This is a genomic window from Mesorhizobium sp. M7D.F.Ca.US.005.01.1.1, from assembly GCF_003952545.1.
Lineage (GTDB): Bacteria > Pseudomonadota > Alphaproteobacteria > Rhizobiales > Rhizobiaceae > Mesorhizobium > Mesorhizobium loti.
Window position 1 is genome coordinate 2567420 of record NZ_CP034453.1, and the last position, 14589, is coordinate 2582008.

Annotated in this window: 13 protein-coding genes; all 13 read left to right on the forward strand. The window is 63.0% G+C overall.

Annotation, left to right across the window (positions count from 1 at the left end):
- Positions 1-46 precede the first annotated feature (46 nt).
- The 13 genes from uxuA to EJ076_RS12530 all read left to right on the forward strand — a co-directional run bounded on the left by uxuA (position 47) and on the right by EJ076_RS12530 (position 14557).
- Positions 47-1231 carry a mannonate dehydratase gene (uxuA, locus tag EJ076_RS12470; protein WP_126068035.1) on the forward strand — a complete coding sequence of 395 codons (1185 nt, stop codon included), beginning with the start codon at positions 47-49 and terminating at the stop codon, positions 1229-1231.
- A 132-nt stretch (positions 1232-1363) separates the two neighbouring features.
- Entirely contained in the window at positions 1364-2515 is a 1152-nt protein-coding gene (locus tag EJ076_RS12475) for an extracellular solute-binding protein (RefSeq protein ID WP_126068036.1), read from the forward strand.
- A complete protein-coding gene (locus tag EJ076_RS12480) occupies positions 2515-3318 on the forward strand; it encodes an IclR family transcriptional regulator (protein WP_126068037.1) in 804 nt (267 codons plus the stop codon). Before EJ076_RS12475 ends, EJ076_RS12480 begins: the two co-directional genes overlap by 1 nt.
- Positions 3319-3392: 74 nt before the next feature.
- The gene (locus EJ076_RS12485) at positions 3393-4430 is read left to right on the forward strand and encodes a sugar ABC transporter substrate-binding protein (RefSeq protein ID WP_126068038.1); all 1038 of its coding nucleotides are present in this window, start codon (positions 3393-3395) and stop codon (positions 4428-4430) included.
- Positions 4431-4550: 120 nt separating this feature from the next.
- The gene (locus EJ076_RS12490) at positions 4551-5534 is read left to right on the forward strand and encodes an ABC transporter permease (protein WP_109672121.1); all 984 of its coding nucleotides are present in this window, start codon (positions 4551-4553) and stop codon (positions 5532-5534) included.
- A complete protein-coding gene (locus tag EJ076_RS12495; protein ID WP_126068039.1) occupies positions 5524-7056 on the forward strand; it encodes a sugar ABC transporter ATP-binding protein in 1533 nt (510 codons plus the stop codon). Before EJ076_RS12490 ends, EJ076_RS12495 begins: the two co-directional genes overlap by 11 nt.
- A gap of 63 nt (positions 7057-7119) precedes the next feature.
- Positions 7120-8115 (forward strand): ABC transporter permease, encoded by a 996-nt coding sequence (locus EJ076_RS12500; protein WP_109672125.1) that lies wholly within the window; start codon positions 7120-7122, stop codon positions 8113-8115.
- A gap of 1 nt (position 8116) precedes the next feature.
- Complete coding sequence (locus EJ076_RS12505; protein WP_109672127.1) at positions 8117-8902, forward strand: SDR family oxidoreductase; 786 nt, start codon at positions 8117-8119, stop codon at positions 8900-8902.
- A gap of 21 nt (positions 8903-8923) precedes the next feature.
- On the forward strand, positions 8924-10129 hold the full coding sequence (locus EJ076_RS12510) for a CaiB/BaiF CoA-transferase family protein (protein WP_126068040.1): 1206 nt from the start codon (positions 8924-8926) through the stop codon (positions 10127-10129).
- A gap of 2 nt (positions 10130-10131) precedes the next feature.
- The gene (locus EJ076_RS12515; RefSeq protein ID WP_126068041.1) at positions 10132-10920 is read left to right on the forward strand and encodes an enoyl-CoA hydratase/isomerase family protein; all 789 of its coding nucleotides are present in this window, start codon (positions 10132-10134) and stop codon (positions 10918-10920) included.
- A complete protein-coding gene (locus EJ076_RS12520) occupies positions 10917-11933 on the forward strand; it encodes a hypothetical protein (RefSeq protein ID WP_126068042.1) in 1017 nt (338 codons plus the stop codon). Before EJ076_RS12515 ends, EJ076_RS12520 begins: the two co-directional genes overlap by 4 nt.
- Positions 11934-11947: 14 nt before the next feature.
- Positions 11948-13720, forward strand: a complete 1773-nt coding sequence (locus EJ076_RS12525; RefSeq protein WP_126068043.1) for a CoA-transferase — start codon at positions 11948-11950, stop codon at positions 13718-13720.
- 3 nt (positions 13721-13723) lie between these two features.
- Positions 13724-14557 (forward strand): SMP-30/gluconolactonase/LRE family protein, encoded by an 834-nt coding sequence (locus EJ076_RS12530; protein ID WP_126068044.1) that lies wholly within the window; start codon positions 13724-13726, stop codon positions 14555-14557.
- Positions 14558-14589: the final 32 nt, after the last annotated feature.

The following is a 14589-nucleotide window of genomic DNA, read 5'->3' on the forward strand; positions in this document are numbered from 1 at the left end:
CTGTGGTCCAACAAATAAGGTTGCCTCCTGACGTTTAGGAGGCTTCATGGAACAGTGTTGGCGCTGGTATGGGCCGGGTGATCCGGTGACGCTTGAGCATGTCAGGCAGGCAGGTGCGACAGGCGTGGTGACGGCCTTGCACGATATCTATGACGGGCGCGCCTGGCCGCTCGAGAGCATCCTGGAGCGCAAGCGGATCATCGAGGCCGCTGGCCTGACATGGTCGGTTGTCGAGAGCATCCCGGTCCATAACTCCTTCAAGATCGGCGCACCGGAACGCGAGCGCTATGCCGGCTTCTACCGTGACAGCATCCGCGCGCTCGCCAAGGCCGGCATTGCGACGATCTGTTACAATTTCATGCCCGTGGTCGACTGGACGCGCACCGATCTGGCCTATCGGCTGCCGACGACGGGTTATGCGCTGCGTTTCGATGCGATCGATTTCGCGGCCTACGACCTGTTCGTGCTGAAGCGCAGCAATGCCGGGGCCAGCTACACCGCCGCCCGCATCGCTGAGGCGGAAGCGCGGCTGAAGGAGTTGAGCAGCGAGGCGATCGACAGGATCGAGCGCAACCTGATCGCCGGCCTGCCGGCGACCGAGCGCAGCTACAACAGGGAAAGTTTTCGCGCGGCCCTGGCGGAATACGATGCGATCGGACCAAGGGAGTTGCGCGACAACCTTGCCTGGTTCCTGCGCGAGATCATTCCGGTGGCCGAAGAGGAAGGGGTGCGCATGTGCATCCATCCCGACGACCCGCCCTTCTCGCTCTATGGCCTGCCACGCATCGTTTCGACCGCCGAGGATGCGCGGTTCATCCTCAACGCCGTCGATAGCCCCGCCAATGGCCTGACATTCTGCACTGGCTCCTACGGGACACGCGCCGACAACGACATCGTCGCCATGGTCAAGGAATTTGCCGACCGCATCCATTTCGCTCATCTGCGCAACATCACCATCGAGGATGACGGCTCGTTCTATGAGGCCGAGCATCTCGAGGGCGGCACCGACATGGCGCATGTCATCCTGGCTCTGATGCAGGAAGAGACGCGCCGTCGCAGGGAAGGCCGCGCCGATTGGCGCATTCCGATGCGACCAGACCATGGCCATCTGCTCGCCGACGACATCGGCAAGACCAGGATCAATCCTGGCTATTCGCTGATCGGCCGGCTGAAAGGCCTCGCCGAGCTTCGTGGCATCATGCGCGCCGTGGAACGTTTCGATCTGGCTTGAAGCGCTGCTTTGGATCGCTGGGAGGTCATTTGCGCAGTTTGTGTAAGTGAAAATAGTTTGCACCAATGAAAATTAGTGCTATGTCGACGGCAAGGCTGGCTGTTGTCCGGCCGCCGGGAGGATTTGAAGAGCATGACGAAGCTGCGCGGATTGGCGTGGGATCATAGGCGTTGTTGGGGTCCGCTTGACGCCAGCGTCGGACCCTATTGCGCAAACCATCCCGGTCTCGAGATCGAATGGGATCGCCGCAGCCTCTACGAATTTGGCGAAGGGGCGATCGACCGGGTTCTCGGCCAGTATGATCTCGTCGTCTTCGATCACCCGTTCATTGGCGAGATCGCCAGTGGCCGGCTCATGGTTCCTTTCGATGAGCATCTGACCGGCGAGCAGCGCCAGGTCTTCGAACGGGATACGGTTGGCAAGTCGTGGCAATCCTACGCCAGGGAGGGGCGCCAATGGGCACTCCCGATCGATGCCGCCTGTCAGGTGGCGTCTTTTCGGCCGGATTTGATGGCCGCCTATGGCGATGCCCCGCGCTCTCATGGCGATGTTGTCGATCTCGGCCGCCGTACCCGCAAGGATGGAAAATGGCTCGGCCTGCCTCTGGTCCCGACGGATGCCATGTGCCTGCTGCTGACGCTTGGCGATCCGCAGGAAGAGGCCGACGATTTCATCAGCCGCGACAAGGTCGAACGAGCCATCGGCCAGCTGCGCGAGCTGTCGGACCTGTCGCATCCGGGCTCACGGCAGTGGAACCCCATCCGCTGCTACGACCACATGATTGCCAATGACGACGTCGTCTATGTCCCGTTCGCTTTCGGCTATGTGAACTATGCGTCACACAGCGAAACACCGAAGCTGCGCTTCGCCGACGCGCCGACACCGGGTTCGGCCGGCGCGCTGCTTGGTGGCGCGGGCATCGGTGTCAGCGCCCAGTCGGGCAACGTGCAGGCGGCGATCGACTATGCCTTGTTTCTCTGCTCGCCAGACAACCAGCGTGGCCAGTATGTCAGCGCCGGCGGGCAGCCCGGCTCGCTATCGGCCTGGCAGGACAAGGCGGTCAATGCCACCTCGGGTGACTTCTTTGCCGATACGCTGAAGACGATACAGTCGTCTTATCTGCGCCCCACCCATGCCGGCTTCATAACATTTTTCCGCGAGACCGCGCCGCGTGTCGGGGCTGCCATCGCCGGCGAACTGTCGATCACCGAACTGGCTGCCTGGATAAACCGGCGTTACCGCGAGACGCGGCCCTCGACCAAATCGGTACGGAGCGTCGCGTGATGGCCGCTGTCACCAAGGCATTTGATGACGGCGAAAACGGGCGCGGCGAATATCGCGCGCCGGCAGCCGAGAAGGCACTCGATATCCTGGAATTCATGGCCGCGCAGGGCGAGGCGCTGACCCAGACCGAAATTGCCAACGGCCTTGACCGCTCCATCCACGAAATTTACCGCATCCTTCTTTTGCTGGAAAAGCGCGGCTTCATCTTGCGCACGCGCGGCGACCGTTTCCGTCTGTCGCTCAAGCTCTTCGAACTGGCCCATATGCATCCTCCCGTTAACCGGCTGGTGGAGTGCGCATTGCCGGTCATGCGGGAGCTTGCGGCCAATGCGGATCAAAGCTGCCATCTGGTGGTGCGGGAGGGCCAGAATGTCCTGGTCGTCCTGCAGATCGATTCGCCCTTGCCGATGCGCTATTCGGTGGCGCTGGGCTCGCATTTCCCCATCATGGAGACGAGTTCGGGCGCCGTGCTCCTGGCACACCAGAGCCCGGCTGATCGCGATGCCATCGTCGAGCGCATCGTCGCTGCCGGTGAAGGGCAGGGGTCGCGTGCCGAAATCGAGGTGCGGCTCGCAGAGGCGTTGGATCGTGGCTTCGAGATGCGCTCCTCTCTGGCCGTCGATGGCTGCATCAACATTTCTATGCCGGTTCGAGACCACACCGGCGCCGTGATCGCGGCACTGACGGTTCCCTTCTTGCCGCAGAAGGCCGCCCGCTTCGACCGCGAGACAGTGTTTGAACGCACCATGGCTGCCGCCAACAAGGTTTCCGCAGCTCTCGGTGCGGGTGACGCCGCGACCTGACTTTGACTGCAACCCGGGACGGCGGGCCTACCGTTCTAAGACTGAACCGTACTGATGAAAATTGGGAGAAGAGTATGAACTGGTCTAAAACAATGCTGTTTGCCTCGGCGGCAGCCGTCGCCTTCGCCGCCGCCTCCGCCTCCGCCCAAGCGCAAAACATGCCGAAGAAGATCGGCTACGTCACCAACTACGCCACCCATGAGTGGTACCAGAATGTCATCAAGGGCATGAAGGCTCACGGCAAGGAACTCGGCATCGAGGTCGAGGTGCAGGACGCCAATCTCGACATATCCAAGCAGGTCGCCGCGGCCGAAGACTTCATCGCCAAGGGCGTTGATGTGCTGATTATCACCCCCGTGAATGAAGAAGGTGTGGTGCCGCTGCTGCGTCAAGCCAAAGCTGCCAACATCCCGGTGGTGCTTGAAGGCAACCCGGTCAAGGGCATGACGACCATGGTTGCCATCTGCGACTATGACACCGGCTATTTCTCCGGCGTCGAGGCCGGCAAATATGCCAAGGAAAAGCTGGGCGGCGTTGCCAAGGTGATGAATGTCGGGCTGCCGCTGCTTTCCGCCACGGTATTGCGCTCGCACGGCTTCATGGACGGACTGAAGACGATCATCCCTGACGCGGTCATGGTCCACGACCTTGACGGCGGCGGCAATCCGGACCGCGCGCTCGAAGTGTCGTCGGCGGCACTGGCAAAGAACGCCGACATCAACATCATCTACGGCATCAACGATTCATCGTCGCTCGGCGGCCTGCAGGCCTGGAAAGCGGCCGGCAAATCGCAGGATGGCCTGTTGACGGTCGGCACCGGTGGTGAGGGGCTTGCCTTCATCAACGCGATGCAGAACGAGCCGTCCTACAGGATCGAAGCCGCGATGTTCCCCGAGAAGGAAGGTTTCACCGCCATCGATGCCGCGGTGAAACTCTTCAACAACGAGGAAGTGCCTGAGCACATCGTCAGCCCGACCGCACCGATGAACGGCGAGGACTGGAAGAAGTTCTACGATTACGACGGCACTACCCGCACCATCAAATGGGATGCCGTCAACGCACTGCAGCCACCGGCAAAGTGCATGAAGACTTCGGCCGACCTGAAGAAGTAAGGCTGGTCGACATTGCCCTTCCCGCGTCGCGGGAAGGGCGGGCAGTCAGGTGCCGCTGGCGGCATGGACAAGGCGACGGGTTCCGGCGCCTGATGCAAAACGGCTCGGGAATGGACTGATATGAGCGAGCTTACACACGCTTCCGCGCCCAGGCGTTTTATCGGCGGCCAGCTTCTGGGCAGCAGCCAGCTCGTGCTGGGCGTCATCCTGGCGGTGCTGTGCATCGCCATCTCGATCGCGGCGCCACAGTTTTATTCGGAGGCCAACATCATCGCCATCCTGCGCCAATGCGCGCTGGTGTTGATCGTTGCCTCGGGCATGACGATGCTCATCATCACCGCCGAGGTCGATCTGTCGGTCGGCGCGTCGCTCGCCTTTGTCGGTTGCATCGGCATGGCCGTGCTCAATTCGACGCACAGCCTCGCGCTCGGCATGCTGGCGGCACTTGCCTTTGCCGGAGGGGTTGGCCTGTTCAACGGGCTGGTCGTCACCAGGCTGAGGGTGAACTCGCTGATCGCCACCATCGGCACGATGATGATGCTGCAGGGCGGCGTCTATCTGTTCACACGCGAAGCGGTGCAGAACCACAACCAACTGACCAGCTTCACCGATCTCGGCGCCGGCTATGTCGGCGCGGTGCCGGTGCCCGTCATCCTGGCAGCACTGATTTTCGCGGTCGCCTATGTGACGCTGCGCTTCACCACGCTTGGCCGCTACCTCTATGCGGTCGGCGCCAACGAAAAGGCGGTGAGGCTGTCCGGCGTGCGTTCGGAACGCCTCAAGCTGTTTGCCTTCATCGTCACTGGCCTGTGTGTAGGCGTCGCCGGCATGATCCTGTCGTCGCTGATGAATGCCGGCCAACCGACCGCCGGGCGCGGCTTCGAACTGACGGTGATCGCCGCCGTCATTCTCGGCGGCACCAGCCTGCTCGGCGGTCGGGGCTCGCTGTTCGGCACATTGCTCGGCGTGCTGGTGCTTAAGGTGATCGACAACGGTATCATCATTCTCGGTTGGAACCAGGACCTGCAGATGGTGGTCCCTGGCGTCGTCATCATCCTGGCAACCTATCTCGACATCATCCGGAACAGAGCCAATGTCCGTTGATTTCCTCCACCCTGGCGAAGGCGCGGCCATCGACACGAACGTGCCGGCGCTGGAACTGCGCGGCATCGACAAGCGCTTTCCGGGCGTCGTGGCGCTGGACAATGTCGACTTCACCCTGGAGCCAGGCAAGATCCACGCCTTGATGGGCGAGAACGGCGCCGGCAAGTCGACGCTGATCAAGATCATGGCCGGCGTCTACGGCAAGGATGCCGGCACCATCCGCATGCGTGGCCGCGAGGTCGACATCAAGTCGCCGCGCGACAGCCTGAAGGAGGGTATCAAGGTCGTGTTCCAGGAGATCGCGCTGATCTCCGAATTCACCGTCGCCGAGAACATCTTCCTTGAAGGCTATCCGACCGGCAAAGGCGGCTCGATCGACTGGAAGAAGATCCGCGCCGATTCAGCAGCACTTTTCGACCGCATCGGCTTCAACGTCGATCCGGCGGCGCGGACGGGGTCGCTGCCGGTCAGCCAGCAGCAGATGGTCGAGATCGCCCGTGCGCTCGCCCACGAAGCCCACGTAGTGGTGATGGACGAGCCGACGTCCTCGCTAACGCCTAACGAGGTTTCGCTGCTGTTCACCGTCATCCGCCGACTGGCCGCGCTCGGCATCGCGGTGGTCTATGTCAGCCACAAGCTGGACGAGGTCTTCGAGATCGCCGATATGGTGACGGTGCTGCGCGACGGGCGCCACATCTCGACCAAGCCGATCGGCGAGCACACCAACGACACGCTGATCCACGACATGATCGGTCGGCGCATCGACAATCTGTTTCCCCGCAAGCGCGGTGAGCCGGGCAGCAAGGTCGCCCTGTTCGTGGAAAAGCTCAGCACGGCGAGGAAGCTCAACGACGTGTCCTTCGAGGCACGCGCCGGCGAGGTTCTCGGCTTCTTCGGATTGATGGGTGCGGGCCGAACCGAGCTTGCCAAGGCAATCGTCGGTTACGACCCGATCACCTCCGGCATGATTGTCGTCGACGGTAGCCGCCTCGTGCCGCACGACACGCGTACCGGCGTCAAGCTTGGCATCGGCCTGCTTACCGAGGACCGCAAGAGTGAAGGGCTGATGGGCGAGCTGCCTGTCTACCAGAATGCCAGCCTTGCCTCGCTCGGCGCCTTCGCCCGCATGGGTTTCATCGACAAGGCGAAAGAACACCGAGCGGTGCAGGATTATGTCGACCGCTTCCGCATCAAGACCCCCAGCCTGTTCCAGCAGGTGAAGAACCTGTCCGGCGGCAATCAGCAGAAGGTGCTGATCTCGCGCTGGCTGATGCGCGGCCTGAAGGTGATCGTCGTCGACGAACCGACCCGCGGCATCGATGTTGGCGCCAAGTCGGAAATATTCGCGCTGATCGACCGGCTCGCCGGCGAGGGCCTGGCGGTCGTTATGATGACGTCCGAGATGCCAGAGTTGCTCGGTCTTTCCGACCGGGTCGCGGTGATGTGCGAAGGCCGTTTGACCGCGATCATGTCGCGCGAAGAGGCCACCCAGGAGAAAATCCTCAATGCGGCGATCGGCTAAGACCATGACGCTTCGTGACATCGTTTCCTGCGATCCGGCCCACCTCTTCGAAGGGAGCAAGCGATGAGCCTTGCAAGCACCGCTTCCGTGAAAGCCCCGCCATCCCTGCTGGCGCGGCTCTTCGCCCGCCAGGAACTGGCGCTGCTCGTCTGCCTCATCCTGGTGATCGTGTTCTTTTCCGTCACGGCGGAGAATTTCTTCTCCATGCGCAACATGACCAATGTGCTCGGGCAGGCCTCACTGGCGCTCACCGCCGGCATTGGCTGCGCCATCGTCTTCATTTCCGGCGAGGTCGACATCTCGATCGGATCGCTGCTCGCGACCATTGCCCTGCCGCTGATCATCATCATGAACGACACCAACTCGCTGCTGCTCGGTGTCAGCGGCGCGCTGCTGTTCGGTCTGATCATCGGTGCGGTGAACGGCTATCTCACCGCCTATGCCGGCATCAATTCGCTGATCGTGACGCTGGGCACCATGTTCATCATGCGGGGCGGCGTCTATCTCTACACCGGCCAGCGCGCGATCCCGGACGATGCGTCCCTCGACAGCTTCATCGCGCTGTCGGATGGCCGCTTGTTCAACATCATCCCGTATTCGGCGGTCATCGCGATCGTGCTGCTCGCGGCCTTCGCCTACATGATGCGGCATCGCCCGTTCGGACGGCAGATCTATGCCGTCGGCGGCAATCCGGAAGTGGCGCGGCTGGCGGGCTACGATGTGCGGCGCGTCAAGTTCATCTGCTTCATCATCAGCTCCCTGCTGGCGACGGTTGCCGGCATCATCCTGGCCGCCCGCGTCGGCTCGGCGCAGCATACGGCGGGTCTGAATTTCGAGTTCCAGGTCGTTGCCGCCACGGTGCTTGGCGGTGTCAGCCTCGCCGGCGGCATTGGCAGCCTGAGCGGCATGGCGCTCGGCGTGCTGATCTTGCAGTTCCTGTCCAACGGACTGCGCGGGCTCGGGCTGCCGACCGAATGGCAACTGGTCATCACCGGCATGATCATCATTGCCGCGGTCGCTTTCGACGAAGCAAAGCGCCGGCGTGCGATTGGAGGCTGACATGGCTCGTCTTGAAGGAAAAATCGCCGTCATTACCGGCGCCGCCGACGGCATCGGCCACGCGATCGCCGAGGCGATGGCAAGAGAGGGCGCGCACGTCTTCCTCGGCGACATCGCCGACAGGGCGGGGGAAGCGTTCGCTGCGGCGCTGCGCGCGGCCGGTTACCGTGCCGACTATGTGCATTGCGACGTGTCGCAGGAGGCCGACATATCCGGCCTTATCGACAGCGCCGTCAAAAAGACCGGACGCCTCGACGTGCTGGTCAACAACGCCGCCATCGCCATTGGCGGCATGCCGGTGCACGAGATGACCGACGAGCAGTGGCACCGGCTGATCGCCGTCAACCTGACCAGCGTGTTTCGCGGCTGCAAATACGCGCTGCCGCACATGATTGCGCAAAAAACCGGCTCGATCATCAACATGGCCTCGGCGCAGGGCCATATCGGCCTCGACGGCTGGACCGCCTATGCTGGCGCCAAGGGCGCGGTGATGGCAATGACGCGTCAGATGGCGGTCGAGTTCGGTCCGATGAACATCCGGGTCAATTCGATCTCGCCAGGCACCATCAACACGCCGATGAACGACAGGCTGATCAAGGAGATCGGCGGCAACCTCGCCAAGGCCTGGGTCAAGATGCATCCGCTCGGCCGCATCGGCGAGCCTTCCGAAGTGGCCGAAGCCGCAATCTATCTCGCCTCCGACGCCGCTGGCTTCACCACCGGCACCGACCTGCGCGTCGACGGCGGGCTGACCGCAGCACCCCGCTACGTGCCCGAACTGCTTTGACAACACGAAACGAGACATGAAATGAACAAGGCCCTCGAAGGCGTCCGCATCCTCGATTTCAGCCATCTGCTGCAAGGGCCGTTCGCCACCCAGCTGCTCGGCGACATGGGCGCCGACGTCATCAAGGTCGAGCGCGCCGGCGCCGGCGACATGTTCCGCGGCATGACCTTCTTTGCCAAATGGGTGGGCGGCTCCGAGAGCCCGAATTTCCTCGCCTGGAACCGCAACAAACGTTCGATCGCGCTTAACCTGAAGAGCCGCAAGGTTCACGCCATCCTCATGGAGATGGCCAAGAGCGCTGACGTGGTGGTGCAGAATTTCCGCCCCGGCGTGCTGGCCAAGCTCGGCTACGGCTACGAGGACTTCAAGGCTGTCAATCCGCGCATCATCTACTGCTCGGGCTCCGGCTATGGCGAGGAAGGTCCTTATGTCGAGCGCCCCGGCCAGGACATGCTGATCCAGGGACTTGCAGGGCTGATTGCCAACACCGGTCGCGGCGACCAGGCCCCGGTTCCGGCCGGCGCCGGCCTCGCCGACCAGATCGGCGCCATGAACATGGTCTATGGCATCCTGTCGGCGCTCTACTATCGCGAGAAGACCGGCAAGGGCCAGAAGATCGAGGTCAACCTGCTGGCCGGTCTGCTGGCGCATCTCAACCAGGAATATGTCGCCGTGCTCAACCTCGGCGAGGATTTCGTGCGACCGAATTCCGGCATCGGCCATCCCGGCATGCAGGCGCCGTTCGGCATCTACGAGACGAGGGACGGCGGCTACATATCGATTGCCATGAGCCCGTTCAAGACGCTCTACGAGGTGCTCGAGGCGCCGCAGCTTGCCGTCTATGACGACCTGAAAACCCTGTTCGACAAGCGCGACGAGGTGTTCGACAAGGTCAATGCCGAGACCAAGAAGTTCGCCACGCAGGATCTGTTGGCGCGGCTGCTGGCAGTCGACATCTGGTGCGCCGAAGTGAAGGATATCCGCCGCGCGGCGGAGGACCCGCAGGTCAAGCATATGGGGATGATCACCAGCTATGATCATCCGCGCGGCGGCAAGGTGCGGGTGGTGGCACCCGCGGTCAAGATGAGCGAGACGCCCGCAACCATCGAGCGGCCGGCGCCGCTGGTCGGCCAGCATGGCCGCGAAATCCTGGCCGAGTTCGGCCTGTCCAAGGACGAGATTGCAGCATTGGAAGCATCCGGCGACATGACAGTGGACGCGGCCTGACGATGCGAGCCTATCAGACACTTACGGTCGAAACTTCGAGCCGCGTCGCGATCGTCACCTTCCGGCGCGCCGACCAGCTCAACGCCATGAACCGGGTGATGCAAAGTGAGATCACCGAGGTCTTCGAGGCGTTGTCGGACGACTCGGGCGTCGGCGCGATCGTGGTGACCGGCGAAGGGCGCGGCTTCATGGCCGGTGCCGACATCAAGGAATATGCCGCCCAGACAGCATCCGAGTTCGATACTTTCCAGGCTGCCGGCACGCGCATGTACGCGGCGATCGAGAACAACCCCAAGCCGGTGATCGCGGCGGTCAACGGCTTCGCGCTGGGTGGTGGCATGGAACTGGTCTTGTGCTGCGACATCGTCATCGCCAACCAGTTCGCGAAACTAGGCCTGCCCGAGATCAAGCTCGGGCTGATCCCCGGCGGTGGCGGCACCCAACGCAGCGTTGCCAAGCTCGGCCGCAACCGCGCCAACCTTTTGCTGATGACCGGCGCCATTGTGCCGGCCTCCGAATTCGTCGCTACCGGCCTGGTCAACGAGATCGTCGATGTCGATCGGCTGCTGCCGCGCGCGCTGGAACTTGCCGAAATGATCGCTGCCGAGCCCGCCGCCGCGATCGAGGGCCTGAAGATGCTGACCGCGCATGCTGTGTCCGGCAATCTGGCTGATGGTCTCGCCATGGAGCGCGATAGACTGGGTGACCTCTACCGCGGCGAGATCGGCCAGCAACGTGTCAAGGAATTCGCCGACAGGAGCACTGCGCGGCTGAAGAAGGCCGGGTCGTGAACACCGGCGACGACTATCGCGGGCTGGGCTGGGCGCATGGTGCGCTGACTGTCCAGCGGCTCGGCGCGATGCTGGCGCCTGTCACGTTCTTGCTGGCGGATGGCCGGCAGATCTCGCCGATGCATATCGCACCCTGGGCGAACGAGCCGGAGGCGGAAGCGCTGCCGGGCATTCTGCGCCGGTTGCGTGGCGAATGGCCCTGCGTGCCCTTCGGCTATTCAGTACCTGCGGCGGGATGGCCCGAGAGTTGGGCGCACGCGATGGGTCCGCCTGAGCCTGGCGAAGAAGTCCATGGCCATAGCTCCAATCATGACTGGACCTGGCGCGACAGTAAGAGCGGGTCATTGTCGCTGGTGCTCGCCTATCCCCAGGCAAGCTCGGTCGAGCGCGTCGAACGGACGGTGACACCCGATCCGTTGGCGCCGGCCATCGATATTGAATTCAAGATCGTCGTTCGTCGTGCCTGCCGCTTGCCGATCGGCCTGCACCCGGTGTTCCGGCTGCCGTTCGAGACAGGCGCCGCCACGCTGGAACTCGGCGGCTTCGACGAAGGCCGCACCTACCCGCACGATGTCGAACCCGGCGCGGCACTTTTTGCCAGGAACAAGACGTTTGCCGAACTGACCAGCGTGCCGTCGCGCGCCGGCGGCGTGGTCGATGCCTCGCGGCTGCCTCTGGCTGCCGACACGGAGGAACTGCTGCAGATCGAAGGCCTTGACGGTACGGCCGCGCTCACCAACCACGAGGACGGCTACAGGGTAAAACTCCTGTGGCAAAAGGAGCATTTTCCAAGCCTTCTGCTCTGGTACTCCAATCGCGGCCGCAAGGCGGCACCGTGGAATGGGCGTCATGTCACCATCGGCATCGAGCCGATCTGCTCGCCCTTCGGGCTTGGCCCGGCGACCGCGCTGGCCGACAATCCGATCGCGCAATCCGGCATTGCGACGGCGCTGGAATTCTCGCCCGAAAAGCCTTTCGTGACCCGCTATCACATCGAGGCGTCCACGCTGTGACAGATCGTACGGCAATGTCTCTGGTCAAGCCAAACCGGCCACACTTCACCGATGTCGAGGGACTGCGCGCGATGGTCGGCCAAGGCGACTCGTTCGGCGTCGGCGGTCACCATTTTGCCCGCCTACCGATCGCATTGCTGCGCGCGATCGCCCGATCCGGTATCAAGGGCTTGCGCTATGTTTGCTGGGCCGGCGGCTTGCCGCTCGAACTGCTGCTCGAAGCGAATGCGGTAGCGGAAATAGACCTCTGCTTCTCCAGCCTCGACATTTTTGGCCTTCCGCCACGGTTCCGCGCCGCTGCCGAGAGCGGTGCATTACCGGTTCGCGATTGGACTGCACTGGCCATGATCCAGGCCCTGCGAGCGGCGCAGCAGAACCTGCCGTCAATGCCGTTCCAACTGCCGGATGGATCCGACATGCTGGCGCGCGTGCCGGGTGCGAGCGGCGGGCCCGATCCGATTTCAGGGACCGCTACCGGATCTATCCCGCCGCTTCGGCTCGATACATTCGTTGTCCATGCTCAGCGCGCGGATGAGAGCGGCAACGTCCAGATCATCGGGCCGCGTGCACTGGACTTCGCCATGGCGGGTGCTGCGCGGCAGGTGCTGGTCACGGTCGAGGAAATTGTCCCGGTTGGGGCGCTGCGGCAGTACGGGCGCCAGAGTATCCTCACTCGCAATCAGGTTTCGGCTATTGCAATGGCGCCGGGCGGCGCCTATCCGGCGTCCTGCCTGCCATTCTATGTCACGGACTATCAGAGATTATCGGAGGCATTCGCGGTCAGGGAAACGCCTCTGGCGCACAATCTCGGCCTGCCGTTCGAAGGCGTACCGGCTCCCGTTCAAGAAGCTGCGAAAGTCCGCGCTGAAACGGTCATCGCCATGCCCGCGCTCGCGCCTGAGAAAGAGAACGCATCCGTCGACGAGATCATTGCCGCCCGCATCGCCGCCGAACTCGATAATGAGAGCTTTGCCAGTGCCGGCGCGGTGTCGCCGCTAGCCAATGTCGCCTACCGGCTGGCCAAGGCGACGCACGCGCCGGACATGATCATCGCGACGATGAGTTGCGGTCATCTCGACATTCAGCCGAGTCCGATGATCCTATCGCTGATCGAAAGTCTCGATTGCGAGACGGCGGTGGCGCATGCCGGCGGCGACGACACCTACTCGACCTACTACCAGGCGGGCGCGGTGACGCATGAGATCGTCGGTGCCGCGCAAGTCGACCGGCGCGGCCGCGTCAACACCATCGCGCTACGCAAACCAAGCGGTGGCCTGATCCGGTTGCCCGGGCAGGGTGGCATGGCCGATGTCGCCAACATGCATCGCGACTACCTGCTCTACATTCCCCGCCATTCGGTCCAGTCATTGGTAGACGAGGTCGAGATTGTCAGTTCGGCTCGCGGGCTGTTGACGCCGGCCGAGCGCGAGCCGATGGGCTATCGCACCGGCAAGGCGCTGGTTTTCACCGATCTCTGCGTCTTTCGGCTCGATCACACATCCAGGGAATTGACCGTCATCGAAACCATGCCTGATGTCACGCGCGAGCAGATCCGCGATGCCACAGGATTTGCGGTGACGTTCGATGCCGATTGCCGGGAGATATCGCTGCCTTCCGACGACACGCTCGCTGTCTTGCGAACCCGGATTGACCCGCTCGGTCTGCGTCGTCTGGAGTTCGTCAGCGCCAAGGAGCGCGGCGCGCTCATCGCCGAGATCCTCACCGCCGACCGCGCCATGGTCGAGCGCTGCATCACAGCACAGAGATTGGTCATCGCAAGGAACTGATCCATGGCAAAGCCATTGCTCGACATGTCCGCCGCGCGTGTTTTCTTCGACGGCATCTTCACCAGCCCGCGCGTCGCGCACCCGGAGGGCGTGGCGGTCCACCGTGATGGATCGATCTGGTGCGGCACTGAAACCGGCGATCTCTTGCGGCTGGCCGCCGATGGCGGCTCCGTCGAGCGCATGGGCGGTACGGACGGCTTTCTGCTTGGCATTGCCTTCGACAGCGCGGGCAACTGTTTTGCTTGCGACCTGAAGCATGCTGCGATCTTTCGCTGGGATGCCGCGACAACGTGCATGGAGCGCTTCGCTTCGTCCGGCATCCGCGTGCCGAATTATCCGATCGTCGATGAAGCAAGGGGCTGGCTCTACGTGTCGGACAGCGTGGGCGAAGACAATCGCTCGGGCATCTTCCGCTACGATCTCAAGACCGGCGAGGGCGGTCTATGGTGCCAGGAGGCCATGTCGTTCGCCAATGGCATGGCCATGGCGCCAGAGGGAAGCGGGCTTTATGTGGTGGAAAGCAACGCGTCCTGCATAAGCCATGTGCCGATCCTCGCCGGCGGCGTGGCGGGGGCTAGGCAGATCGTCGTCGAAGGCGTGCACAATGTTCCAGATGGCGTCGCCTTCGCGTCTGACGGCTCGCTGTTCATCTCATGCTACGAGCCAAGCCGGATCTATCGCTGGCGAAAAGACCGAGGTCTCGAAGTGCTGATCGAGGACCCAACGGCGACCACCCTGGCTCACCCCACCAACATCGCCTTCAAGGGCGACAAACTCTACACGGCAAATCTAGGCCGCTGGCACCTTACGGAGATTGATTTGGCCGCACTTGCATAGCCGGCATCGACCGCCGCGCGGCCCGGCTCCCG